22 protein-coding genes and 1 tRNA gene are annotated in these 24,363 nt (G+C 40.9%); 7 read left to right on the top strand and 16 right to left on the bottom strand.

Going from position 1 to position 24,363, the window contains the following annotated elements; all coding sequences use genetic code 11:
- Window positions 1–321: 321 nt before the first annotated feature.
- Window positions 322–403: transfer RNA gene (locus BUA16_RS11750), tRNA-Leu, on the bottom strand.
- A gap of 99 nt (window positions 404–502) precedes the next feature.
- Between BUA16_RS11750 and BUA16_RS11745 the strand changes: the two genes are divergently transcribed.
- From BUA16_RS11745 to BUA16_RS11735, 3 genes are all read left to right on the top strand, one after another.
- Window positions 503–1,891, top strand: coding sequence for a dipeptidase (locus BUA16_RS11745; RefSeq protein ID WP_072764940.1), 1,389 nt, complete (start codon window positions 503–505; stop codon window positions 1,889–1,891).
- Window positions 1,892–2,207: 316 nt separating this feature from the next.
- Window positions 2,208–2,573, top strand: coding sequence for a BlaI/MecI/CopY family transcriptional regulator (locus BUA16_RS11740; protein ID WP_072764939.1), 366 nt, complete (start codon window positions 2,208–2,210; stop codon window positions 2,571–2,573).
- A 2-nt stretch (window positions 2,574–2,575) separates the two neighbouring features.
- Window positions 2,576–4,537: a M56 family metallopeptidase gene (locus tag BUA16_RS11735; RefSeq protein WP_072764938.1), complete on the top strand. Its 1,962-nt coding sequence runs from the start codon at window positions 2,576–2,578 to the stop codon at window positions 4,535–4,537.
- A gap of 132 nt (window positions 4,538–4,669) precedes the next feature.
- Here BUA16_RS11735 and BUA16_RS11730 read toward each other — a convergent pair whose 3' ends face one another.
- The 13 genes from BUA16_RS11730 to BUA16_RS11670 form a co-directional block, all read right to left on the bottom strand.
- Entirely contained in the window at window positions 4,670–5,671 is a 1,002-nt protein-coding gene (locus BUA16_RS11730; protein WP_072764937.1) for a metal-dependent hydrolase, read from the bottom strand.
- 85 nt (window positions 5,672–5,756) lie between these two features.
- A complete protein-coding gene (locus BUA16_RS11725) occupies window positions 5,757–7,529 on the bottom strand; it encodes a MutS-related protein (RefSeq protein WP_072764936.1) in 1,773 nt (590 codons plus the stop codon).
- 42 nt (window positions 7,530–7,571) lie between these two features.
- Complete coding sequence (locus tag BUA16_RS11720; protein ID WP_072764935.1) at window positions 7,572–7,928, bottom strand: MmcQ/YjbR family DNA-binding protein; 357 nt, start codon at window positions 7,926–7,928, stop codon at window positions 7,572–7,574.
- A gap of 242 nt (window positions 7,929–8,170) precedes the next feature.
- The gene (locus BUA16_RS11715) at window positions 8,171–8,566 is read right to left on the bottom strand and encodes a Dabb family protein (protein WP_072764934.1); all 396 of its coding nucleotides are present in this window, start codon (window positions 8,564–8,566) and stop codon (window positions 8,171–8,173) included.
- A gap of 40 nt (window positions 8,567–8,606) precedes the next feature.
- Window positions 8,607–9,230, bottom strand: coding sequence for a DUF4230 domain-containing protein (locus tag BUA16_RS11710; protein WP_072764933.1), 624 nt, complete (start codon window positions 9,228–9,230; stop codon window positions 8,607–8,609).
- A gap of 168 nt (window positions 9,231–9,398) precedes the next feature.
- Window positions 9,399–10,148 (bottom strand): cyclase family protein, encoded by a 750-nt coding sequence (locus BUA16_RS11705; protein WP_072764932.1) that lies wholly within the window; start codon window positions 10,146–10,148, stop codon window positions 9,399–9,401.
- A gap of 351 nt (window positions 10,149–10,499) precedes the next feature.
- Window positions 10,500–11,627: a radical SAM family heme chaperone HemW gene (gene hemW / locus BUA16_RS11700; RefSeq protein WP_072764931.1), complete on the bottom strand. Its 1,128-nt coding sequence runs from the start codon at window positions 11,625–11,627 to the stop codon at window positions 10,500–10,502.
- 300 nt (window positions 11,628–11,927) lie between these two features.
- Window positions 11,928–12,299 carry a four helix bundle protein gene (locus tag BUA16_RS11695; protein ID WP_072764930.1) on the bottom strand — a complete coding sequence of 124 codons (372 nt, stop codon included), beginning with the start codon at window positions 12,297–12,299 and terminating at the stop codon, window positions 11,928–11,930.
- A 203-nt stretch (window positions 12,300–12,502) separates the two neighbouring features.
- Window positions 12,503–13,057 carry a crossover junction endodeoxyribonuclease RuvC gene (gene ruvC / locus BUA16_RS11690; RefSeq protein ID WP_072764929.1) on the bottom strand — a complete coding sequence of 185 codons (555 nt, stop codon included), beginning with the start codon at window positions 13,055–13,057 and terminating at the stop codon, window positions 12,503–12,505.
- A gap of 184 nt (window positions 13,058–13,241) precedes the next feature.
- On the bottom strand, window positions 13,242–13,718 hold the full coding sequence (locus tag BUA16_RS11685; RefSeq protein ID WP_072764928.1) for a hypothetical protein: 477 nt from the start codon (window positions 13,716–13,718) through the stop codon (window positions 13,242–13,244).
- 43 nt (window positions 13,719–13,761) lie between these two features.
- Entirely contained in the window at window positions 13,762–14,877 is a 1,116-nt protein-coding gene (locus BUA16_RS11680; protein ID WP_143150498.1) for a tetratricopeptide repeat protein, read from the bottom strand.
- 59 nt (window positions 14,878–14,936) lie between these two features.
- Window positions 14,937–16,436 carry a M56 family metallopeptidase gene (locus BUA16_RS11675; protein WP_072764926.1) on the bottom strand — a complete coding sequence of 500 codons (1,500 nt, stop codon included), beginning with the start codon at window positions 16,434–16,436 and terminating at the stop codon, window positions 14,937–14,939.
- A complete protein-coding gene (locus tag BUA16_RS11670; RefSeq protein WP_072764925.1) occupies window positions 16,433–16,795 on the bottom strand; it encodes a BlaI/MecI/CopY family transcriptional regulator in 363 nt (120 codons plus the stop codon). Before BUA16_RS11670 ends, BUA16_RS11675 begins: the two co-directional genes overlap by 4 nt.
- Window positions 16,796–17,081: 286 nt before the next feature.
- Between BUA16_RS11670 and BUA16_RS11665 the strand changes: the two genes are divergently transcribed.
- The gene (locus BUA16_RS11665) at window positions 17,082–17,603 is read left to right on the top strand and encodes a DUF456 domain-containing protein (RefSeq protein WP_072764924.1); all 522 of its coding nucleotides are present in this window, start codon (window positions 17,082–17,084) and stop codon (window positions 17,601–17,603) included.
- Here the strand turns inward: BUA16_RS11665 and BUA16_RS11660 are convergent, their stop codons facing one another.
- Window positions 17,604–18,155, bottom strand: a complete 552-nt coding sequence (locus tag BUA16_RS11660; RefSeq protein WP_072764923.1) for a nitroreductase family protein — start codon at window positions 18,153–18,155, stop codon at window positions 17,604–17,606.
- A gap of 42 nt (window positions 18,156–18,197) precedes the next feature.
- Window positions 18,198–19,085 carry a LysR family transcriptional regulator gene (locus BUA16_RS11655; RefSeq protein WP_072764949.1) on the bottom strand — a complete coding sequence of 296 codons (888 nt, stop codon included), beginning with the start codon at window positions 19,083–19,085 and terminating at the stop codon, window positions 18,198–18,200.
- A gap of 81 nt (window positions 19,086–19,166) precedes the next feature.
- On the opposite strand from BUA16_RS11655, the gene hutH reads away from it, so the two are divergent.
- From hutH to BUA16_RS11640, 3 genes are read left to right on the top strand one after another with little or no spacing between them, the layout of a single operon-like run.
- A complete protein-coding gene (gene hutH / locus BUA16_RS11650) occupies window positions 19,167–20,747 on the top strand; it encodes a histidine ammonia-lyase (RefSeq protein ID WP_072764922.1) in 1,581 nt (526 codons plus the stop codon).
- Between the two features lie 33 nt (window positions 20,748–20,780).
- Window positions 20,781–22,034 (top strand): imidazolonepropionase, encoded by a 1,254-nt coding sequence (gene hutI / locus BUA16_RS11645; RefSeq protein WP_072764921.1) that lies wholly within the window; start codon window positions 20,781–20,783, stop codon window positions 22,032–22,034.
- Between the two features lie 10 nt (window positions 22,035–22,044).
- Complete coding sequence (locus BUA16_RS11640; protein ID WP_072764920.1) at window positions 22,045–24,054, top strand: urocanate hydratase; 2,010 nt, start codon at window positions 22,045–22,047, stop codon at window positions 24,052–24,054.
- Window positions 24,055–24,363: the final 309 nt, after the last annotated feature.

Genomic DNA, 24,363 nt, shown 5'->3' with positions numbered 1-24,363 from the left:
AGCGTTAATTACAGAACTATCCTGAACTATTTTATAAATAAAAGTACAAATGCCTCGGCAGAATCCTTTAACGCAAACCTGCCTGCCGCCTTTAGATTTGTTGTATAAATATAATCTATTATGATGATGTTGAAAAGAGGTGGGAAAAATATAGAATTCTTCCTTTTTTGACTCTCAAATATTTTTGCGTAACAACAAAATCCCAGAAGTTTTTGACTTGATCCATAAAGCTAATGGAAGAATTATTGGATCCCCAAAATGTTGTACCTATGTTGTACCTAAACGAAAAAAGCCGACTCCTAAAAGTCGGCTTTCCCTTTGTACAGGCGGAGAGACTCGAACTCTCACACCTCGCGGCACTAGATCCTAAGTCTAGCGTGTCTACCAATTCCACCACGCCTGCAATTCGAGTGCAAATATATATCTTTATTTTAAAACAAAAAGACTTCTTCGTAAAAAAGTTTATTTTTTTTGTAAATTTATCCTTCGTACAAATAAAACTATGCAACAAGTAACTGATTACCTGAACAAAAACAAGGATCGATTCATCAATGAATTGATAGAACTCCTTAAGATTCCTTCCGTAAGTGCAGACCCTGCCTTTTCCCAAGATGTCCTCAATACCGCCGAAGCCGTAAAGACGGCCCTTTTACAGGCCGGTTGCGATACCGTGGAGATTTGTGAGACCAATGGGTATCCTATTGTATACGGAGAAAAGATTATAGATCCTAGCCTGCCTACCGTATTGGTCTATGGCCACTACGATGTACAACCGGCCGATCCTATTGACCTGTGGGATTCGCCACCATTTGAACCGGTGATCAAAAACACCGAAATTCACCCCGAAGGCGCCATATTTGCCCGTGGGGCCTGTGACGACAAAGGCCAAATGTACATGCACGTAAAGGCCTTTGAACTTATGATCAAGACCAACCAATTGCCCTGCAACGTAAAGTTTATGATCGAAGGGGAAGAAGAAGTAGGCAGCGAAAACCTGGGCGAGTTTGTCGCCAATAACAGAGAAAAGCTCGCCAACGACATTATCCTTATTTCCGATACGGGGATGATTGCCAAGGACGTACCGTCTATCACCACCGGTTTACGCGGTCTTAGTTATGTAGAAGTAACCGTTACCGGCCCTAATCGCGACCTTCATTCTGGTCTCTATGGTGGTGCCGTTGCCAACCCCATTAATGTGTTGACAAAAATGATTGCCTCCCTGCACGACGAGAACAACCATATTACGATTCCTGGGTTTTACGACAAGGTAGAGGAATTGTCCCAAGAAGAGCGTGCTGCCATGGCAAAAGCACCCTTTAATTTGGATAACTATAAGAAAGCACTGGACATCAATGATGTCTATGGCGAAAAAGGCTATACCACCAACGAGCGCAACTCTATACGCCCTACCCTAGATGTAAACGGAATTTGGGGCGGTTATACAGGAGCAGGCGCCAAAACGGTAATTGCCAGCAAGGCCTATGCTAAAATTTCTATGCGTTTGGTACCGCACCAAGAGTGGGAAGAAATCACTCAACTCTTTAAAACCCATTTCGAAAGCATTGCCCCGGCCGGAGTTACCGTAGAGGTAAATCCGCACCACGGTGGCCAAGGCTATGTAACGCCTATAGATAATAATGGGTACCAGGCTGCAGAAAAGGCCTATGAGACCACCTTTGGCAAAACGCCCATCCCACAGCGCAGTGGCGGTAGCATCCCTATCGTGGCCCTGTTCGAAAAAGAACTCCAAAGCAAGACCATCCTTATGGGCTTTGGCCTAGATAGCGATGCCATTCACTCGCCCAACGAGCACTTTGGCGTATGGAACTACCTTAAAGGCATAGAAACCATCCCGTATTTCTATCAGTATTTTAGGGAATTGTCCAAGTAAAATTTTTAAAATCCGTTCTTTTTAGAGCGGATTTTTTTTTTGGCGTTCCCCTATCGGGTCGCTCTTTCCGCTATATCTTTTTTAGGCGCACCAGCCCCTAAAAAAGGATGCCGCTGCAATAGCTAACGCGGTTTTCAACAAACAATTATGATTGATATGCACCTCCTGATCTAAGTAGAATAGACTATGCCACCTACTATAAATCGCTATTTACAAACCAATTAACTTCTCCCTCCACCTATAAAAAAACAACTCTACACTTGTAGAATTGAAATTATTGTTCTATGTTTGTAGAACAATATCTTATACCGCTCCCATGAAACTATCAAAAACCGAGGAAGAATTAATGAACCACCTTTGGAAGTTAGAAAAAGCTTTTATGAAGGATCTTTTGGAAGTCTATCCAGACCCCAAACCAGCGACCACCACCGTGGCGACCTTATTAAAGCGTATGGCAGACAAAGGATTTGTAGGATACAAGCTTTTGGGCAATGCACGGGAATATTTTCCTTTGGTAAAAAAGAAAGATTATTTCTCCAAGCACCTGAACGGACTCATCAAAAACTTTTTTAACAATAGCGCCTCCCAATTTGCCTCCTTCTTTGCCCAAGAAACAGATCTTAGCAAGGAAGAACTAGAAGAATTAAGATCCTTGATCGATAGTGAAATTAAAAACAAATAGCCATGTGGGAATATCTTTTAAAATTTAGCGCATGTTTGGCCCTCCTACTCCTCTTCTACAAATTGGTTTTAGAAAAGGTACATATCCACCATTTTAAAAGGTATTACCTATTAGCGGCCTTTGTTATCGCCATGGGCATTCCGTTAATTACGTTTACCCAATACATCACCGTAGTAGGACAGCCAATGGCCCATCAACCGATTATAGACCATTACGGGTCGCTACAACAGTTGGCAACTCCGGAAGAGCCCCATCTACTGCCTATTATTTTATGGGGAATATACGGCTTGGGAGCAGCAATTTTCGCCATTAAATTCCTCCTAAACCTAAAAAACCTCATCGGCTGCATCCATAATAACCCCAAGCAAAGGACAGGCAGTATACTTCATGTACTTTTAGCAGAACCCATTGCGCCCCATACCTTTTTCAACTATATCTTTTTTAACAAAAGAAATTATGAGCACCAAGAAATTCCCCAAGAAGTGTTTTGGCACGAGGAAACCCATGCCCGACAAAAACACAGCTTGGACATCCTATTGTTAGAACTGCTTCAAATAGCTTTATGGTTTCATCCCTTAGTGTATTGGGCAAAAAATTTGGTAAAGCTCAACCACGAATTCTTGGCTGACCAAGCCGTATTAAACAAAGGGGCAATTGTCCCCAACTATCAAAATTTAGTGTTGGCATTCTCATCAAATGCTATAACACCATCCTTGGCAAATGCCATTCATTATTCATCAATCAAAAAACGAATCATCATCATGAAAACACAAACATCACAAAAAGCCATCTGGCTAAAAAGCTTATTGCTATTGCCTTTATTAGCCCTTTTACTGTATAGTTTTAGTACTAAAGAGATTGAAGAAATTAAACAGCTTAAAGAAGAAGTTCTTTTTCCCAATACCTTAAAAGCACAACAGTCTGGTCAGGAAATAATCAATGAATTCAATGCCCAAAATACCGTAGAACACGAAATCTTAATATTAATAAATAAAAATGGACAGCTGTTGATCAAAAATGACCTGGTTAAGATTGAAGATTTAACATCGCACTTACTAAGGTATAACCAGAACCTTAGCAAGGAGCAAAGGAGTCAACTCGTCAAATCCAGAATCCAGATTGATAAAGAAACTCCAGTCAATATCATTAAAAAAGTAGAAGCGATTTTACTAGACTATGGAGTAGCGACCGTTGATATTGATGAGTATAATCAACAAAAAGAGGCCACAAAGAGTGAAATCAAGGAATACAACCAACTGGCCAAAAAATACAACGATCAGCCCATCAACAAGGTAGTTGTAAAATATAAAGAACTGCAGCGATTGGAATACCTCTATAACCGTATGAGCGAGGCCCAAAGAAAAAGTGCCCAACCATTTCCTAATTTTCCACCACCGCCACCAGCGTTACCTGCCAATGCCATAGAGGAAGAAATAAAAAAACACCAAAGGCTTATCGAAAATCATATAGAAAGAAATCATGACCACAAAATAACCAAGGAGGTTATTATTATAAAGAAAGATCGCCATGCCCCAAAAATAAAAGGGGAGCATCCCACCCTTAGAAAACATGCCCTTCTTCCACCACCACCACCTATTCCGGCCAATGCTACTAAAGAAGAAATAAGGGAGTACGAAATAGCCATAGAAAACTATGAGAAAGGCAAGGACGGAAAAATACTAAAGAAACAAGACGAGGATGGAAATGTGTATGAGGTCATCGTGATCGATGCCGACAACCGTATACCACCACCCCCACCTCCAATGGTTTCCCCTACCGAGCATTTTAAAGAACTGCACCAAAAAGGCGCTAAATTCTATAAGGACAATAAAGCCATCTCCTATGGGGAGGCCCTTAAAGTCTTAAAAGAGAACAAGCACCTCAATATAGAGGTAAAAGAAACCAACGGAAACCAACCCACGGTAAAACTCTCTACAAAACCTATTAAACAGAAAAACCGCTAACCAGCTATATGTAACTACATTATAAATATAACCATATGATAGCTCTCCTTTTTACAAGCATAAAAAAACCTTCAGTTTGAAGGTTTTTTCATGTAAGAAGTCTCCCATGGAGAGATCTTAATATATAGGCGCTTAAATTCCCCACATCCGTTCCCAAAGAGCGGATAAAAGTCGTTTTCCGTCTCTTTTCAATTTGGGGGTTTCTTCTACGAGTAAATCGCCATCATTTGGGAGTAGTTTATAATTAAAGGCAAACTGTTCCTCATTAGCTTCCAAACTCATCAAACCAAAACGAAGATCATTAAAATACAACTGTCCCTCTTTTTCACTGATGGTAAACCAGCCGCCCGTAATTTTTTTTAAGCGTTCTACCTTTTCGTTTCCATCCAAGGCGCCCAGTAAGTGATGGTTCTTAGGATACCTGACAAATTCCATGGGCGATGTATCAAAGAACGAATAATTTCCAATAAGATAGGCGTCTCCAGCATCTATATTGGCCGCCCATAAAATGGTATTAAAAGGAGCAGGCCTGATATCCATTTCTTGGTATGCGATCCCTTGCTCCTCCAAACTATCGGTAATTTTCATATAAGCAACACTCTTTAAAACCAGCGTCAAACCCATATACAAACTACTCACAACTAATCCCATAGCATTATAGCGCCATCGCTTGGGCGAATCGCGTTTTTGCCGCATGGCCATTATAACAAATACCAGAAATGGCAGGGTGTACAAAGGATCGATCACAAAGATATTCTGAAAGGCCAACCTTAGGTCAAAAGGCCAAAAAAGCTGTGTTCCCCATGTCGTAAAAGCATCTAAAATAGGATGTGTAAACAATCCCCAAAACATAAGCCAAGACCAGTCTTTCCAAGTCGCGGGCAGTTTTCTTTCTAGTTTGGATATTAACCAACCAAAAAGGGGCGCAAAAAGCACTGAAAAGAAAATAGAATGGGTAATGCCTCTATGCCATTCTATCGCCGAAACACTATCGGTAAAATGTTTGGCCATTACATCCAAATCTGGGATAGTCCCGGCAATAGCCCCGTATAACATGGCCTTATTACCTACTTTCCTTCCTAAAACGGCTTCGCCTACCGCGGCACCGAGTACTATTTGTGTTAAAGAATCCATTTTTAATCTATATGCAAAAACAAGAAAAACAGCTCGAGTGCTTCCTGCTCAATTTTATTAATCGCCTCCATAATGGAGATTACCTTTATTCGACAATTTCCATTTTCTTTAATAAAAAGGAGGCATTCATATTCTGGCAAATCCCATCCTTAAAAGTATAATCAAAATGCAATTCATTGTCTATGATCTCGGCATCAAAATAATGGTTCCGTATCTGTGGTAAATCATCCGAAGCCTCACACAGACTTAAATCGTGGGTCGCAATAATGCCTGTTGCCCCAGAGCCCACCAATTTCTCTACGAATTTTCTAGAGCCAATGGCCTTGTCCATACTATTGGTACCCTTTAAAATTTCGTCCAAGACAATAAAATAACGGTCTTTCTGAATTTCATCCACTATATATTTTAAGCGTTTCAATTCCGAAAAGAAATACGATTCATCGTCGGTAAGGGAATCGGTAGTACGCATACTGGTAATTAGTTTTATGGGATTGTAAGACACCTCGGCGGCACATACTGGCAGCCCCACATTGGCCATTACAATCTGTAGAGAGACGGTTCTTAAAAAAGTACTTTTTCCGGCCATATTGGCCCCAGTAACAATAAAGAACTGTTCGTTTAAGATATCGATATCATTAGGCACGGCTTTCTTAGGGTCTAACAAAGGGTGCGAGGCCTTTACCGAGTTTAATACAATGTTATCATTGAGTATCTTGGGATAGCTATAATTTGGATGGTTATGGGCAAAATTTCCCAAACTGTTGTAGGCATCAAAAAAGGCGATGGTATTAAACCAGGGCGATACCTTGGTTCCGTAATCGGCGATCCACTTTTCTAATTTATACCCTTGGCGCAGGTCCCACAGGAAAAAACCATTTCCTAAAAGACCAAAAATCATATTGCTGCGCTGATCCAAAGCTCCTAATATCCTAGAAAATTCTTTGAGTACCTTAGAGGCCTTTTGATCTTTAGAAACCACAGCATCTCTTTTTTCACTGAGAAGCTGCGACTTAAAAGTAACCTCCTCAATTTTTAAGATGAGTTTCTGGTATTGCTGAAAGGTACTTTGTAACTTACCGGTATCAGTGGCCAGTTTACCCGTATTTTTAATATAAACCCCACTGATCACCAGCCCTACAAAAAGGGCGATAAATATAGGAAACCCTGGTAGTAGGCCGGTTAAATAACCCGCTATAAGAGCCACTGATATTAAAGAAAACACATTGGGAACATAGCGCATTACCTTAGGAACATAAGGTACATACTCCTTTAACCATACCCCAATGGCCTTCGTAGAAGCATCGGCCTTTACCAAAGTGGCAATAGCCGAAAACTCTTGTCGCCAATCGGTCATTTGAGAGAGTTCTTTAATAGCCTCTTGTTTTGCTTCTATACCGTCTATGGCGTTTTCAGTGAGTATATCGGCCAAGGCCCGACTCCCCTGTGGCAAAGCCGTCCGGTTGCTGTATTGAAAGAAGGAACCTTTCCCAAACAAATCTATATCCTGACTATAACCATGGGAGGGATCTTTAAACGCATTGCCATCTGGCAGGTGGTGGAATTTTCGCTCCAGAACTTCTATTTCGGTGGTGTTAATAGCGATAAGGGCCAAAATTTTATCCCTTTTGTATTGTAGGTCGGTGTGTTTGCTTACTAAAAACAAAAATAAGGCAATGGCCACGATTATAAAGCCAAATACTAATTGGGTGTTCCCTATCAGCAAATACACGCTTAAAGAAGCAATGGCAAAAACGACCAACCTTAAAATACTCGATAATAGCAATTCTTTCTTAACCTTTTGGAGCAAGACATTTTGCGTTGCTAGCCGGTTTTTATAAAATGATAGTAGATGATCCATGGGGATATTTAAAAGGGGTATTCGTTATTTTTATAGGTGGTTTTAAAGGGCATTCAGTTCGGCCTGTAGCTTTTTTGTGAGTCCTGCAACTACCAAGGCATAGGAATGGTCTATCAATTCCTGTACCAATGCAGGCGATAAATTTTCTAGATATAGGGTATTCCAATGCACTTTACTCATATGGTAGCCGGGAATAATGGTACCATCATAGGTTTCCCTTAGTTCAATAGCGCGCTGCGGATCGCATTTTAAATTGGCCTGGGAAGGTAATCTTTGTAAAGCGGCCAGGGCAAACATTTTCCCCATCACCTTAAAAACCAAGGTTTGCGCATCAAAGGGAAATTCTTCTGTCACCCCCTTTTTTGCAATACAATACTCCCTAAACGCCTCTATATTCATGTTTTCTTTTAACTAAATACCAGCCTTCGTCATTTTTAAAGGCAGGGCCAAAACTTTTATGGTACCGCCCTCTTTATTGCCATTGCTCCTTCTGTAAAGCTATTATTAAGGCACTCGCTCTTTTTCACTTCATAAAAGCTAAAGTGTTTTGAATATATGGAAAATCTATGACTACAATCAGCCATTGTACTTGTTTGTATAATCATTATACTGGGCAAGCTCTTAAGTAATTATCCCCAATCCTAGATACTGGTCGAATCATACACAATAACCTTGGTCCATAGTTCGCTAGATTCCTCTATGAATATTTTATGTGCTTTTTCATCCTGGTATTTTTGCTGTGTTTCGGCAGAATCAAAAGTCACTACCAAAGAATAGGTGAAAGAACCATCTACCACATCGCGACTCGCTTGGGGCGGAAAGCCGATAAAATTGGTTTTTGCATATTTGGAATCCTTTAAAAATTTCTTCAAGGACGTTTCAAAGGCCTTTCTATCGGTGTCGCTATCCGGATTTTTAAGCCAAAAATATACGGTATGCACAAAATTAGGGTCAAAGTTTTTCATGTCTTTCTCTTGTTGGCCATAACTAGATACGGTCAGGGCTAAAAATAGGATACTTAATAGTGTTTTTTTCATTCTCTGCAATATAATTTAAATTTCATGTAAATATAAAACATTAGTCTTCCATTAACGATTTGGTGCGTTCACTTAGTTCCAATGCCGTATAATCTAACTTCCAGCCTATGGTTTCCACAATTGTTTCTATTAATAGAACCGCCTCCAAGGCTTCTTTATTAGCCGTTTCCATCAATCCACTTTGGGGAATTTTATCCCTAATATGTTCTTTGGCCTCCCTGTTTAGAGAAGTAAGGTCGGTTGGGTTAAAAGTATTGAACAAACCGTTTTTAATATCGTAGAACTGTAGTTCTGGCTCTATGGACAGAATTTCGGGCTGGGGAAAATTGGATAGGATGATTTTCTTATTTTCATTATCGGCATGGATATGGACTTTCTTTAAATCGAACCCTATATGAGCCTTGGCATTAATGATAATAAGGGCCTTTTTTTTGCTGCTCACCAAACTCAGAAAATGTTCCCTGGTATTTTCATATCGATAGATTTCCGCAAAATCGCCTTCGACGGAAATAAGTTTACAGACCCGTTTTATTTTATCGAGCAAAATAGTCGATTGTTGTTCGGTAAGCTCTTTGTTTTTCTTTTTCCTAAAAAAAGAAAATAACCAGTACATGGTTACAGCCCCTAAAACAAGCCCCAAAAAAAGATCTATGATATCATTCATACGTTGTAGCTATTGCTTCTCTATATACGTTGTAGCTATTGCTTCTCTATAAAGGTATAAAAAACTCACTGCTTTGGTGACACTTAGGTCTGCCAAGAACTTCATTACCCCAAGAAGCATTTTGTAATGGCTTATTCCTTAAAACTGCATACCCTATTCTTGCCGGTATTAATCTTCAATTTTATACAACACTGGTCTACTCGGACTGGCATCGTTCTCAAAAGGAGCGAGCTGTATATTTAAAAAGTAGCGACCATCGGCAATAGTATTGGCCACATAGATAAATTCGGTAATAGTAGCCTGCTCCCTTAGTTTCCCATTAAAATTCCAAAAGGCCTTATGGGCCAAAAGTTCCCCTTCGTCCTTTTCCTTATCTACGGAAGGAAGGTCTATCAATACATGCTCTACCCCTTTATTGACTAGAAATTGTGCCGCTTCTTCTAAGAGATAAGGCGGATTCGTATGGGAGTACTGACGCGACTTTTTATCGCTCAGGTTTGGCATGGTTCTAATGACCACGGCCTCTCTCTTTTTATTCCCCAAGGCATATTGCAACTGCTTTTTAGAAATTACAAAGTCGTCTCCCTTTTTCTCCGGAGCAACAGTTATTACCTCCGCAAAAAAGAAAAATTTGGACAGGCTCTTATTCACCGAATAAAATTCTTCCGTAATATGCCCTACACATTCGGTATGGGTCCCATGGGCATGTGGGTTAAAATGAATATTGTTGAAATTTATCGCTGCCCCTTCCGAAACTTTCCCTACAAACTCCCCTTCTTTATGCGGTTCTATCGTAGGCGGACCCACGTACCAGGCATTTACATTGGAGTCCTTGCCTTGTAACGGCATAGAGATATCCAAAGGTTTGGAAAGGTCAATCTTGTAGTTTTTGGTGTTTATTTTTATCGTTGTGATCATGTATGTTTTCCTTATTACAGTATTTTTCCTAATTATGCCAGAGCCGTTTCAGCAGGGTATCCTATATAATTTATTTCTACGCTGCTTTTATTTCAGTGCCCAAAATCCGTTTGCAGTCATTTTCCCCTATTTTTTAACAATTTAATCTCAAAAACTCTCTAAAACAGCCTCAAATCCTTAAAAATACATCAAAATTTTCAAATACGATTTCTTTAAATACCTTGATGCAATCTTTATTTTGGAAAATTTGGTCTAGTTAAGGATGTTCTTAGGAACACCAACTTATAGGCATTAACAAACACCCCTCGGCTTTAAAAAGCGGGTAGGTACTATATCAAACTAAAGATAGGATCAATTCACCCGAAAAAGGTCGGCCGCAATCCCATCGCTTAAAAACTTGCCTTTTTTCGATACCAATAAGTGGCCTTGTTCTATAAAGAGCAGTCCTTTCAAAATTTTATTGTCTGCCTCCTGTAGCAGGTAGTCATAAAATTCTGCCCCAAATTCTTCCTTGATTCTTTCTAAGGACACTCCCCAAATGGTGCGGAGCCCAGTCATTATATACTCGTTATACCGGTCTGTTTTAGAAAGCTCCTCTATTTCCATAGGGAGTTGGCCTTGGTTGATGGCCTTGATATATTGGGGATTGTTATTAATATTCCACCCTCGTTGCACACCGTCATAAGAATGTGCAGAGGGCCCGATACCCAAATATTTCTTTCCTAGCCAGTAGGCGGTATTGTTTTGGGAGAAGAATTCAGGTTTGCCAAAATTGGAGAACTCGTAATTGATAAAGCCAGCCGTTTGTAGCCTTTCACATAAAATATGATGGTGCTCCTGGGCCAAGGCATCGTCTACAGGGGCAATTAGTCCCTTATCAATAAATTTTTTCAGGGCAGTTTTGGGCTCTACGGTCAGGGCATAGCTAGAGATATGTGGAATTTGAAAGGCCAAGGCCTTTTCTATATTCGATATCCAGCGTTCCTTGGTCATTCCCGGGACCCCATAAATTAAATCGATAGAAATATTATCAAAATAGGTCCTTGCCATAGTAATACAAGCTTCGGCCTCTTCCGCATTATGGGCCCTGTTCATCAGTTTTAGATCGTCTTCAAAAAACGACTGAATCCCAATACTTAAACGGTTTATTGGCGTTGCTGCCAACTGTTCTATTTTGGCCTTGGACAAGTCGTCCGGATTGGCCTCTAGGGTAATCTCCGGATTCGCTGCCACCCTATAATGGGCATAGACCGTAGCGATCAAAGCGTTTATTTCCTCGGTCTCGAGCACAGAGGGAGTACCTCCTCCAAAATAGATGGTCTGTACCGTCTCTTCTGCAAAAGATTCTTTTCGTAGCTCCAGCTCTTTTTGTAAGGCCAATACCATGGCTTCCTTCTTCCCCATTTGAGTAGAGAAATGAAAGTCGCAATAATGACATGCTTGCTTGCAAAAAGGAATATGTATGTATATGCCGCTCATATTTCAGTAGTCAGTAATCGGTGGTCAGTAGTCAGTAAAATAGTATTACTTGGAACCAAACTTTTCTGGATTAGTCATTATACAATTAACAGTTATCAATTAACAATAAACAATTATTCATTGTTAGTTGTAGTGAACTTAAGGTTGAAATATACGATTTTTGAAAATTCATTAATTTGAGTCAGTAATCGGTGGTCAGTCATCAGTACCTCCCTCGCGAAATCGCGGGACTACCGGCCAATGTGACTTTTTGTAAATATTGAACAAATACAATTTTAGTCATATGATAGTAAAATAGTATTACTTGGAACCAAACTTTTCTGGATTAGTCATCATATAATTAATTAGCTTACCTTTTTGGTGACTTTCCTCTATAAGCTCTTCATATTCTTTAGTATTTAAATATTTACAATTCAGGGAAAACTCCAGCCATGATTGCAGTTCCAAATTTTCCGCATCGCAATCACTCAGTTTGCTGATAAAATGTTTTTGATAAAGACGCTTTCCGTATGCCTCGGCAATATTTGCCGATACACTTCTCGAGCATCTTCTTATTTGATTTGTTAATGAAAATGAATAGGTCTCTTCCTTTGGAAAGGATTTCGAAATTTCAAAAATTCGCATTGCCAATTCAAAGGATTTCCGATAAGCCAGTAAATTCTGAAACCTCATACCGATACTTTAAGATTCACTCGTTACTGTTTATTATTATTTTTAAAAACATATAACGACTTATTAAACTACTAATTGCACCCCAGATTTTCTTTAGTTTTTTCTTTGTCATCCTCCTAAGGCAGCAAAAGACATATTGGCCGGTAGTTCCCCGAATTAGAGGAGGGGCTACTGTTTACTTTTTACTGCTTACCGATTACTGGTTATTTTTTCACCCTATCTTCATTTTGCTTTATAAAGGCATCCCAACCGCTATAGCTTTTGCCTATTTCTATTCGGCCTTCGTTATAAAAATGGCACACGGCTGCTGCCAGGCCATCGGTACTATCTAGGTTTTTTGGCAGTGTTTTTAGGCCCAATACGCTTTGCAGCATTTTGGCTACCTGTTCTTTACTGGCATTTCCATTGCCGGTAATAGCCATTTTTATTTTCTTTGGCAGGTATTCGGTAATCGGTATTTGTCGCGATAGTCCGGCTGCCATGGCCACTCCCTGCGCACGGCCCAGTTTTAGCATGGACTGTACATTTTTTCCAAAAAAGGGCGCCTCTATGGCTATCTCATCGGGATGGTAGGTGTCTATAAGTTCTATGGTGCGCTCAAAAATCAGCCTTAGTTTTATATAAGGGTCCGTATATTTATTGAGTAGCAATTCGTTCATCTGAACAAATTCCATTTTTTTGTTGACCACCTTTATAAGGCCAAAGCCCATAATTGTAGTTCCTGGATCTATACCCAAGATGATCTTTTCGTTGGACAAAGGAGAGACGGTTTGAATATTTATAAATTAGTTTTTATGCTTGCCCAAGAAGTCAATGTCTTTTTGGGATCCTAGTGCCATAAAGTTTCTAGAGTAGCCCTGCTATCCCAAAACTTTACGATCATGGCCTCAAAAATAAGCTATAAAAATGCCAACGCCAAGAAGGCAGGCATCCCCAAGGAAATTAAATGGCGTTTAGGATGATGGGAATTCTAAATTTTGCCGTCACCGGAACCCCTCTTTTCAGGGCCGGGGATAATTTGGGCAAGCCTTTAAGGCTTTGGGTAATAATAGTACTGAACTCTGGAATTTGCCGATCTAACAAGGTGTTTTTTTCTACCTCTAAAACAGAAATCTGCCCCTGGTTATCTACTAGGAAATCTACATAAATGGTAATACTACTTTCCGAAACAAAATGGAACTCGAACTCCTGTAGGGTTTCGGAAAAATGGGCGATCAAAATGGTCTGAAAACACTCTAATTGCGCGGTTTTCTCCAACATTTCGTCACAGTCGCTAAACAATGGATACCGGTCTACCTCATTAAAATTAATGCTGCGCATTTCCTCTTGTACCAATTGTTGGGTTTTTTCTTCCTTGGAAAAAAACCAATCACAGGAGACGAAGAGACAAAAACACAATAAAACCGTAGCTTTCCTCATTTATATTGGGTTACTGAGCGGAAAATACGATATTTTGATCAATTTAGTACGTCTTCATATGAATTTCCTCTTTGATTTCAGATAATCTTTTAGCTACAAATTCTGAAAAATAGTCGTTTTGAGAACCAAACTTTTCTTGATAGGCCTTATAGCATTGTAAGGACATTTTGGGATCTTTATAGTATTGGTCCGTCAATAAACATTCTTCGTACTTATACAGGTAAGCAGTCGGGTCTTCTTGATACGCTTTTTTATAATATTTTATGGCCAATTTTAAATCGTTTTGCTCCATGGCCAATCGCGCCAAGGCATTATATTCTTTATCCAATACCACCTTTTGTACTTCTATAGATTTTTTAATGTAGGCCTTGGCACTGTCACGTTCCTGTAATTTCCAATAAGCTGTCCCTAGTCCGTAGAGAGCCTTTGGATTATCTTCATCAAATTGCAGTAGCTTAAAATAGGACTCTTTGGACTCCTTAAACTTCCCCGTGGATAAATAAGCAAGTCCCATTTTTTCATGGATATATTCTTTATCTTCTCCCAATTTCACCAATCTTTCAAACAAGGGTATGGCCCACCATAGCAAATGGTCATTGTAATAGGCCAGTGCTTTTAGGTTAATAAGGCTAACATCATCCGCATAAAAACGCAGTCCTTGGTCTACATATTTAACTACCGAGTCGCGCTCCCTTTGTAATACATAGTATTTCCCCAATTGAAACAGGCTTCTCAAATGGGTGCTATCAATTTTTATCGAATTTTTATAGGCAATAATACTCTCCGGAAAACGCTCTAAAGCCTTTAACGACTCTCCCAAATAGTAATAGAATTCCGGATTAAGCTTGTTTTTTTCGATCAGTTGATTAAACAGCTCTTTCGATTTTTCGTATTTCTTCAGTTTAAGATACAGCCTCCCCAATTCATAGGTCGCCAATTCTAAGGATTCGTTGTTCTGTACCAGGCTTTCATATTGTAGCAAAGCCTTGTCGTAGTTCCCCATGGCATTATAAGCCCGGGCAATCTGTAGTTGGGCATTGAGAGAACCTTTTTTTGCATATTCATTTATAGCCAAGGTATAGTTCCCGGTAGCATATAGACTATCGGGAACCGCCATAGAAACGGATTGGGCATTTCCCTTAGCAAAGAAAACTATCAAGAATAAAATTAGGAATGCTTTTTTCAATGTTTGGCTTGATTCATTAGACTTTGTGACACTTATTGAAGTTTAAACGTAATAGGAATCGAATAAGGCACTCTTACTTTCTTTCCTTTTTGTTCTCCTGGAGTCATTTGTGGCAACTGGGAGACAATTCTAGCCGCTTCCTCTTCCAAAAGTTTATCTGGCCCTCGCATCTTAGCATTACTGATAGAACCGTCAACTCCAATGATAAACATAACACTTACCCTTCCTTGAATTCCATTTTCTTGAGCCACTTCGGGGTATCTGAAATTCTTGCTGATATGCTTATACATCATATCATTAAAACAGGCTCTTTTATCCTCAGCCCCCTCACAACCCGGAAAGACAGGAACCTTTTCCACTACCGCGAAAGGAATATCTACAGGGCCATCATAATTGGCATGCTCATATTTTTCATTCTGCTCAGTATCAGTTTCACCATCTTTCCTAATGTCCATTTTTACCAAGCCTGATTCATTTGTAGTTAGTATAACTGATTGCCCTCTTCTATCTTTCATGATAAAAGTTGCTTCCCTTTTAGTTTTCCTCACTTGGTTTAAAAACTCTACTTTTTTTAATGATTCTTCTTTTGAGAGATTGTTTAAATCTTCAAACTCTAAAATAGTTTCAATTCCTGCTTTTAATGTTGTGCTTGAATCCAATTTTTCTCCTATGACTTCACTCTCACACGAAGTATAAATCAACATCCCAATTACTAAGGGAATTAATACTAAATATTTTAACTTAAAGATCTGTTTTGATTTTGTTTTTTGTAACATGACGATTCGTTTTTTGATTAATGATGATGCATAAAAATGATTGATGAATGAAATATTTTGGGTATGGAAGACCTGTGACAACAGCATTTGATACTGCTCCTCCTTGTGGATCTTGGCTACTTTTGCATCGGCGATGAACTCGTGCAATTCGGAAATTCGGCTTTGATAAACATAGACCAGCGGATTAAACCAAGCGACAATCCGCATCAGCTCAAAAAACAACAAATCCCAAGAATGACGCTGTTCTATATGTACCAATTCGTGCTGAATGATACTGTCATGATCCTTTTCCAACACCTGATCCCCAAGAAATATAGACCTGAAAAATGAAAAGGCCATTTGGCTATTGCGCACCATCACTCTGGTGAAACTCTCGAAATAGCGGATCTCACCCTTTCTTTTTAGTTGTACTATTTGATACAGTTTAAAGACAAACAGTCCCGCCGCAATAATCATTCCGCCATAAAGAACCATTTCGGTAGTCGAAAGATGAAAGGAAACTGTGGGCTTGGCTGCTCCCACAAATCCCGAGGACATGTCCATGTCCCATAAATATTCTGGGTACACAAAGGAATCTTGGGATACAGTTGTCTTTAGTGCCTCAATCTTAATCCACGGCAGCAATATGGAAAGTATAAAGGAACCTAAAAGGTATGCCCTATTCCATTGAAAGAAGGTTTCCCTCTTTAAAAACAGGTCATACACTATTAAAAATAATAGCTGAAAAGCCACGCATTCTAGGATATACTGTATCATTCCTTTTCCTTTTTAATTTCCTTCATAATAGATTCCAATTCCGAAAGGCTCATATCGTTCTTCTTCATAAAAAAGGAGACCATACTTTTAAAGGAGCCCTGGAAATAGCCATCGACCAATTTATTGATGGATTGGTTCCCGTAATCAGATTTCTTTACCAATGGAAAATATAAATACCCCCTGCCCTCCTGCTCATGATCTACAAAACCTTTGCTCTCTAAAATGCGGACAATGGTAGAAACTGTATTGTATGCCGGTTTGGGTTCGGGAAGCTCTTCAATGATTGCGGCAACATTGCATTTTTGCAACTGCCATAAAATCTGCATTACCTCTTCTTCTGCTTTCGTCAACTGTTTCATTCAACTAGATTTTTAGTTCATCCTTATATCAAATATAACTAAATATTTAGTTTAAACTAATATTTTAGTTGTTAAAATTTTAAATTATTCATACAAAGAACTTAAAACAACCATAAAAACGTAGAAGCGTAACAGGTATTTTAGACCACAAGGAGAAACCGAAGAATCCCAAATACCCTTAAACTAGCCTTATTATGAGCGAATTCACACCAATACTTGTCCCCTACTGTGCGCTATTGTTGCCTTCTTGTAACAAATAGTCTTTAACTTCGTCTAACAAAGTCATATGGACATTCTTTTATTATTTTTTGGACTTGGGTTGATGTTGGTGGGTATCGTGGGCAGTTTTCTGCCTGCCTTGCCAGGAACGCCCCTGAGTTGGGTCGGGTTGTTGCTGCTTCACCTGACTTCTGCCGTACCCGATGATTGGACCTTTTTGGGCATTACCTTAGCGGTTAGCCTTCTTGTTTTGGCCCTGGATTATTTTATCCCTATCCTAGGGACGAAAAAATTCGGTGGCAGTAAGGGAGGTGTGATCGGAACAACGATCGGACTTTTAGTAGCCCTAATTTTTCCAATCCTCGGTGTATTAGGGATTATAATATGGCCTTTTCTTGGGGCCTTAGCGGGAGAACTAATGAATAAAACAAACCCAAAAACAGCTTTAAAAGCCGCTTTTGGGTCCTTTTTGGGTTTCTTGGCAGGAACCTTTTTAAAGTTTATGGTCACCCTTGTATTTCTATGGTTGTTCCTTGCCAAGGTATGGGAACACAGGGTTCCTTTGTTTCCTTTTTTTAAGGGAGCTTAATTACATCCAAACGGTTTTATCGGCTACAGGCCCTCGTGAAACCACGGGAATTTCGCCGTCATAATAGCCCATATAAAAGAATCCCAAGCAAACTTCGCCTTCGTTTAAATTAAAAAAACCGCCCATATGCTTTATTAAGCCCGGGGAGCTCCAATAACTACCAATTCCCATTTCGGTACAACAGAGCCACATATTCTGAACGGCCATGGCTGTCGCCGCAATTTCTTCCCATTCCGGTATACTGTCCTTCGGGTCGCGTTGCATACAGACCGCAATAATAGCGCCTGCTTTTTTAGGGTTGGCTATTAACTTCTCTACCTTAAATTGTTTGGGATTGGGGTCCGTTTCCATGTATTTCAGAGATAAAAACAATCCTAGTTTTTCCTGGGCTTCTCCTTGTAATACCTTAAAACGCCATGGTTCGGTCTTTTTATGGGTAGGAGCCCAATTGCCCGCCTCCAATACCTTTTCTATAGTTTCCTTGCTGATAGGTTTATCGTTGTACTGCGCCGGAAAAACAGCGCGTCTGGCTTTTATTAAATCGATAATCATAGTCCTTTTTTAATATTGATACCTTTCTATTTTCAAAGATACTCATTCATTCAATAACAACGCTATACAATGCCTTAAGGCAGGGTTGCGGTTATCTTCTTTCCAAATCACGGAGAGTACCGCCCGCTGCGGTATATGGGACAAGGCAATAAATTTTACGTTCATCTGAAAGCCATATTGTAAAGAGGTCGGTACTATGGCGATGCCCAAATTATTCTCTACCAATTTAAATATGGTCTGTGCATGTACGGATTTATGGGATACCTTGGGGGTAAAACCGGCATCTTCACAAATGCTCATGATGGTATCATAATACAAGGGGCTATAGTCTTGTGCAAACAGAATAAAATTCTCCTTGGCCACCTGCCCTATTCCTTTAAAATTAACGCTATCGACAGTGTGGTCTTTAGGCAGCACCAGTGAAAAGGTATCTTCAAACACCGGCTTAATGAAAAGTCCGGCCGGAACACGCGCCAATCTGACAAAACCAATATCCAAAGAGTCCTTTATTACGGCTTCGAGTTGTGCCGTATTGGACAATTCTTCCAAACTGGTCTTTATTTGAGGAAATTTTTCCTTTAACCGAATCAACAAATCAGGGATAACATTCTGCATGGCCGATCCTAAAAACCCAATCCGCACTTCCCCAAAATTTCCTTCATTGACAAGTGTTAACTGTTTTTTGGTCAGCTCCAAATGGTTTAGGAGAAACTGCAGCTCTCCCTTTAAATATTCTCCTGCCGTCGTTAGGGCTACTTTCTTTTTATTTCTAACAAACAACTCAACCTCTAAAATCTCCTCCATCTGTTTTATCTGCCTACTTAATCCCGGTTGGGAAATAAAGAGCCTTTCGGCCGCTTTACGGTAGTGCAGTTCTTCGGCCACTGCTAAAAAATAATGGAAATGTCGCAACTCTAACTGATAACCCATAGTTATTGATTGTTGATATATTTGGTATTGGTGATTATCAAACTTAATCAATAAATTTATGTTACTAAAAAAATAATAGGCATGTCCACTCATAACAACATATTTCATTTTGGCGAAGGCCATTTAACGGCAGGCATTGCCATGGCCATTTCCGAAGGTTCTATCCAAGGAAAGCTTTCGGAAAGCACACGAAAAAAGGTTCGAGACAGCAGCGCTATCGTAGCCAATATCGTAGAAAAAGGCGATCCTGTATATGGTATCAATACTGGTTTTGGACCCTTGTGTACTACGAAGATTTCCAAATCGGAAACTAAAATTTTACAATCCAATATATTACAAAGCCATAGTGTGGGAGTCGGGGCTCCCATACAAAGCGATATTGCCAAATTGATGATGATTTTAAAGGTACAATCCTTGGCGAAAGGATATTCGGGTATTGCCGAAACAACCTTGGATAGGATTCTATGGCATATAGACCATGACGCTATTCCTGTAGTACCCTCCCAAGGCTCTGTAGGGGCTTCTGGAGACCTGGCGCCATTATCGCATTTATTTCTACCCTTGATCGGGTTGGGAAAAGTTGTCTATAAAGGAAAAACAATGACCACTACAGCATTGTTTAAAGAGACTGGCTTAGGTGCCTTGGATTTGGGTCCAAAAGAGGGGTTGGCCCTTATCAACGGCACCCAATTTATCGCTGCCCATGCCGTAAAGGTGATCGAAAAAATGCACGCCTGCCTTTCCCATGCCGATATTATAGGCGCTATGATGATTGAGGGCCTACAGGGAAGTGTAAAACCTTTTTTTAGTGAATTGCACCAATTACGCCCCTTCAAGGGAAACATCCATGTTGCCAATAGAATCCGTTTTTTTCTAGAAGACTCCGAGATCATGGAAAACCATATCGAATGCGACCGCGTGCAAGACCCCTACTCCCTTAGATGTATGCCACAGGTACACGGGGCCTCCCGAAATGCTTGGTTACATTTAAAGGAATTGCTGGAAATAGAACTCAACTCGGTTACCGACAACCCCATTATCATTGACGAAGACCTGACCATTAGCGGCGGTAGTTTTCACGGACAACCTTTGGCCATGGCCATAGATTATGCCTGTTTGGCAGCTTCAGAAATTGGCAACATCGCGGACCGAAGAATATATCTATCCTTGGAAGGAATCAGCGAGGGAGTCCCTAAATTATTAATGAAGGATACAGGGATTAATTCGGGGTATATGATTTTACAGTATACCACCGCAGCCCTGGCCAGTGAAAATAAGGGTCTGTGTTTTCCGGCCAGCGCCGATAGCATCCCTACCTCTTTGGGCCAGGAAGACCATGTAAGTATGGGATCTATCAGTGGTAGAAAAGCCTTGCAGGTATTAGATAATGTGGCCAAAATTCAGGCCATAGAATTACTGACCGCGGCCCAGGCCTTTGAATTTAGAAAGCCCTTGAAGTCTGGGGTAATTTTAGACGAAGTGCATAAGGCCGTTCGCAAAAAAGTAACCTTCGCCGAAAAGGATAGGGTTTTTGCCGATGACATTGAAAAAGGAATTGCCCTTATCGAAGACAGAACCATTCTCCGCATTGTACAAAAGGTGATGAAGAAACATACCCTTGCATCGGACAGTCCGTTTGAGGCGGAATTTGAAGTTTATTAATTAGGGATAGGAAATAACTAAATACGTTTTAACATGAACAATTATACACTTATTGGGCCTTTTAAGCAACTCCTGACCATGCATGGGTTACCATTAAAGGGTGCCTTATCGGACCAGGAACTGACCATTATAGAAAATGGCGGCATCATAACGTACAAGGATAAAATCTATGCCATTGGATCGTATGCCCAGCTGCAAAAGGAAGCTTCGGCCCTAAAAGCGAAGTCAGTTCCCATAGCCATGGAGATGGTGTGCATGCCCGGGCTTATCGATTCGCACACTCATATCTGCTTCGGTGGTAGCCGCGCCAAGGATTATGCGCTTCGCAACTCTGGGAAGACCTATTTAGAAATTGCCAAAGCTGGTGGCGGCATCTGGGATACCGTTACCCAAACCAGAAAAGCTCCTTCCTCTTTATTAACAAAAACTATTAAAGAAAGGGCAGCACGACACCTACAACAAGGTATTACTACCATAGAAGTAAAAAGCGGGTATGGACTTTCTGTTGTCGAGGAACTGAAGATGCTAAGGGCGATTTCAGCAGCCAAAAACGATTGTGAGGCCGATTTGGTTCCGACCTGCCTGGCTGCCCATATGATCCCAAAAGATTATAACGGAAGCCCCGAAGCTTATTTGGAAGAAATTGCCAAAGACCTTTTTCCCATTCTAAAAGAAGAAGGCCTATCGAATAGAATAGATGCCTTTATAGAAGAAGGGGCCTTTTCCGAAGCCCTAATTGCGCCTTATTTTAGGAAAGCCCAAGAAATGGGCTTTGATATTACCGTACATGCCGATCAGTTTTCTACCAGTGGCAGTGCTGTTGCAGTAGAATTTGGCGCTGTGAGTGCCGACCATTTAGAAGCCAGTACCGAGCAAGAAATAGCGCTTTTGGCCAATAGCAATGTAGTGGCCACAGCACTACCAGGAGCTTCCCTAGGCTTAGGATGTAACTATACCCCCGCACGAAAACTATTGGATGCCGGCGCTTCTGTGGCCATCGCCAGTGATTGGAACCCGGGCTCTGCTCCTATGGGGAATTTACTACTACAAGCCGCCGTTTTGGGAACCTTTGAAAAACTGAGCAATGCCGAAGTTTTAGCGGGAATAACGGTTAGGGCCGCCCATGCCCTTAGAATTTCCGATCGCGGTAGCTTGGTGGCGGGAAAATTGGCCGATTTCGTGGCCTTTCCTACTAATAATTATCAAGAAATACTATACCAACAGGGCATGATGGCCCCTGTAAAAGTGTGGAAAAACGGAGCCCTAGTAGTAAATACGGAAGCCTAAAAAAAACAAGATGAAGACAGTAGATTTTAAAGCACAGATACTACAAGGGATTCCCTCGGAATTACCACCCAAAAGAGCCTACCCCGATCATGGCAACCCTGCCCCAAAACGCAAGGATATCCTGAGCAAGGATGAAAAAAAATTGGCCATCCGCAATGCCCTTCGATATTTTCCCAAGGCATGGCACCAAGAGCTTGCCATAGAATTTGCCCATGAATTAAATTCCCTGGGCCGTATTTACATGCATCGCTTTAAGCCCACCTATTCCATGTATGCCCGTCCGATATCGGAGTATCCGGCACAGACATCCCAGGCCGCCAGTATTATGCTAATGATACAAAACAATCTAGACCCCGCAGTGGCTCAGCATCCCGAAGAACTGATTACCTATGGGGGCAATGGGGCGGTATTTCAGAATTGGGCACAGTACCTGCTCACCATGCAGTATCTGTCTAATATGACCGAGGAACAGACCTTGCACCTTTATTCTGGCCACCCTATGGGCTTGTTTCCGTCTTCTAAGCAAGCCCCTAGGGTAGTCGTTACCAATGGTACGATGATCCCCAATTATTCACAACCAGACGATTGGGAAAAATACAATGCCCTGGGTGTCACCCAATACGGGCAAATGACGGCCGGTTCATTTATGTATATTGGGCCACAGGGGATTGTTCACGGTACGGCCATCACCGTAATGAACGCCTTTAGAAAAGTGCTCAAAGCTGGGGAAACCCCAGCAGGAAAGATATTCCTGACCGCTGGACTGGGAGGTATGAGCGGGGCACAACCAAAGGCCGGAAATATAGCAGGCTGTATCACCATTTGCGCCGAGGTAAATTCGGCGGCCGCAAAAAAAAGACATGACCAAGGATGGGTAGATGAACTCATAGACGATATAGACGCTTTGGTGATACGGGCCAAAAAGGCCGTTGCCAAAAAAGAAGTGGTATCCATCGCCTTTATCGGGAACATCGTATCGGTTTGGGAGCGGTTTTATGAAGAAAAACTCTATATACATCTGGGATCGGACCAAACATCGCTTCACAACCCTTGGTCGGGAGGGTATTATCCCGTTTCCATGAGTTTTGAAGCGGCAAACACCCTGATGAGTAAAGATCCAAACGCCTTTAAACAAACCGTGCAGGCCTCTTTAAGAAGACAGGTGACAGCCATCAACAAGCATACTGCCAAAGGCACTTATTTCTTCGATTATGGAAATGCCTTTTTATTAGAGGCTTCTCGTGCCGGAGCCGATATCATGGCCAGTAACAACATCGATTTTAAATACCCCTCCTATGTGCAGGATATCCTAGGACCTATGTGCTTCGATTATGGTTTTGGCCCCTTTAGATGGGTGTGTACTTCTGGGAAAAGGACAGACCTACAAAAAACAGATGCCATTGCCCAAAGAGTCATGGAAGAAATAATGGCCGTGGCCCCCCCAGAGATACAGCAACAGATGCAAGACAATATAAAATGGATCAAGGAAGCCGAGGCCAATCAATTGGTAGTAGGATCACAGGCAAGGATATTATATGCCGATGCCGAAGGGCGGGCAAAAATCGCCGAGGCCTTTAACCAAGCCATTGCCAACAAAGAAATAGAAGCCCCAATTGTATTAGGTAGGGACCACCACGATGTCAGCGGTACCGATTCCCCGTTTAGGGAAACCAGCAATATTTACGACGGTAGCAAGTTTACCGCAGATATGGCCATACACAATGTAATTGGAGATAGCTTTAGAGGCGCCACTTGGGTATCCATACACAATGGTGGCGGCGTAGGCTGGGGCGAAGTAATGAATGGCGGATTTGGAATGGTACTCGACGGTTCCCAAGAGGCTTCCAGAAAATTAAAGAATATGTTGTTCTACGATGTTAACAACGGAATATCGAGAAGGAGCTGGGCACGTAATGAAGAAGCGCTTTTTGCTATAAAAAGAGAAATGGAGCGTACCCCTACCTTAAAAGTTACCCTGCCCAATTTGGTGGCAGACGACTTGCTGGAAGGATTGTTTTAAATTCTTTAGCCTCCAGATAAATCTGGAGGCTAATCTATTTTTGATGCATCCGAAGATAATTCCAAATTTAACTATTGGAATCTCCTCTCTTTAATAGCTAAAGGATATCGCTATGCGCTACAATTAAAACACCTTCTTCATTGTGAATTATAAGGATAAGCTGTTATTTTTAAAGATAAGATCCCCATAATGTATATATTCTTATACGTTTTTCGTTGTGAATACGTTCTTTATAAACCAGACCACTTATTTAACCAACCTGCATTAATTAATGAAGCCTTGTCCTATTTGTACAAACGTCAAACCTAC

This window comes from Arenibacter nanhaiticus (genome assembly GCF_900141935.1).
GTDB lineage: Bacteria > Bacteroidota > Bacteroidia > Flavobacteriales > Flavobacteriaceae > Arenibacter > Arenibacter nanhaiticus.
This window is presented reverse-complemented; position numbering and strand designations above follow the sequence as displayed.

Bases quoted from the DNA above. Each gene is read 5' to 3' on its own strand.
- BUA16_RS11745 (WP_072764940.1), top strand. From the start codon at position 503: ATGCAACAAGTAACTGATTACCTGAACAAAAACAAGGATCGATTCATC.
- BUA16_RS11740 (WP_072764939.1), top strand. From the start codon at position 2,208: ATGAAACTATCAAAAACCGAGGAAGAATTAATGAACCACCTTTGGAAG.
- BUA16_RS11735 (WP_072764938.1), top strand. From the start codon at position 2,576: ATGTGGGAATATCTTTTAAAATTTAGCGCATGTTTGGCCCTCCTACTC.
- BUA16_RS11730 (WP_072764937.1), bottom strand. From the start codon at position 5,671: ATGGATTCTTTAACACAAATAGTACTCGGTGCCGCGGTAGGCGAAGCC.
- BUA16_RS11725 (WP_072764936.1), bottom strand. From the start codon at position 7,529: ATGGATCATCTACTATCATTTTATAAAAACCGGCTAGCAACGCAAAAT.
- BUA16_RS11720 (WP_072764935.1), bottom strand. From the start codon at position 7,928: ATGAATATAGAGGCGTTTAGGGAGTATTGTATTGCAAAAAAGGGGGTG.
- BUA16_RS11715 (WP_072764934.1), bottom strand. From the start codon at position 8,566: ATGAAAAAAACACTATTAAGTATCCTATTTTTAGCCCTGACCGTATCT.
- BUA16_RS11710 (WP_072764933.1), bottom strand. From the start codon at position 9,230: ATGAATGATATCATAGATCTTTTTTTGGGGCTTGTTTTAGGGGCTGTA.
- BUA16_RS11705 (WP_072764932.1), bottom strand. From the start codon at position 10,148: ATGATCACAACGATAAAAATAAACACCAAAAACTACAAGATTGACCTT.
- hemW (WP_072764931.1), bottom strand. From the start codon at position 11,627: ATGAGCGGCATATACATACATATTCCTTTTTGCAAGCAAGCATGTCAT.
- BUA16_RS11695 (WP_072764930.1), bottom strand. From the start codon at position 12,299: ATGAGGTTTCAGAATTTACTGGCTTATCGGAAATCCTTTGAATTGGCA.
- BUA16_RS11685 (WP_072764928.1), bottom strand. From the start codon at position 13,718: ATGAGGAAAGCTACGGTTTTATTGTGTTTTTGTCTCTTCGTCTCCTGT.
- BUA16_RS11675 (WP_072764926.1), bottom strand. From the start codon at position 16,436: ATGATACAGTATATCCTAGAATGCGTGGCTTTTCAGCTATTATTTTTA.
- BUA16_RS11670 (WP_072764925.1), bottom strand. From the start codon at position 16,795: ATGAAACAGTTGACGAAAGCAGAAGAAGAGGTAATGCAGATTTTATGG.
- BUA16_RS11665 (WP_072764924.1), top strand. From the start codon at position 17,082: ATGGACATTCTTTTATTATTTTTTGGACTTGGGTTGATGTTGGTGGGT.
- BUA16_RS11660 (WP_072764923.1), bottom strand. From the start codon at position 18,155: ATGATTATCGATTTAATAAAAGCCAGACGCGCTGTTTTTCCGGCGCAG.
- BUA16_RS11655 (WP_072764949.1), bottom strand. From the start codon at position 19,085: ATGGGTTATCAGTTAGAGTTGCGACATTTCCATTATTTTTTAGCAGTG.
- hutH (WP_072764922.1), top strand. From the start codon at position 19,167: ATGTCCACTCATAACAACATATTTCATTTTGGCGAAGGCCATTTAACG.
- hutI (WP_072764921.1), top strand. From the start codon at position 20,781: ATGAACAATTATACACTTATTGGGCCTTTTAAGCAACTCCTGACCATG.
- BUA16_RS11640 (WP_072764920.1), top strand. From the start codon at position 22,045: ATGAAGACAGTAGATTTTAAAGCACAGATACTACAAGGGATTCCCTCG.